1 pseudogene is annotated in these 452 nt (G+C 58.4%); it reads left to right on the top strand.

The annotated features are described in order from the left end of the window. Nucleotides 1-339, top strand: a pseudogene (locus AC0L3P_RS40075) (IS110 family RNA-guided transposase); the annotation flags it as partial. Between the last annotated feature and the right edge of the window lie 113 nt (nucleotides 340-452).

Here is a 452-nt window from a genome sequence, read left to right as displayed (position 1 = left end):
GAGGAAAGCCAGAAGATCCGAGCGATCCTTGTCGCCAGATCTCGGCTAGTGTCCATGCGCCGAGACATCGAGAACCAGGTTCGCAGCTTGATCAAGGAATGTGGATTGCTATTCCCTCGCGCGATCGGTCAACAGTTCCGCAACCAGGTCAGCGAACTTTTGGGCGTCGATCATTTGCTTCTCAGCGTGATATCGCCGCTGCTCGCGATCCATCAGAACGTTTGTCAACAACAAGGTAAGTTCGACAACGAGGTCCGCCGGTTGGCAAAGCTGGACGAGACGACGCGTCGCCTGATGACGGTCCCGGGGGTCGGTGTCGTGACGGCCCTAGTCGTCCGTTAAGAAGCCGAATTGAGCGGGACCGGCCAGCACGCTGGCATAGTCGGACCAGGAACAGGCACAAGAGTTCTCTGAGCCAGGCGAGGATACGGCGGAAGTTGTGGCCGACGGCT

Source organism: Bradyrhizobium sp. WSM4874 (assembly GCF_055811835.1).
This window is presented reverse-complemented; position numbering and strand designations above follow the sequence as displayed.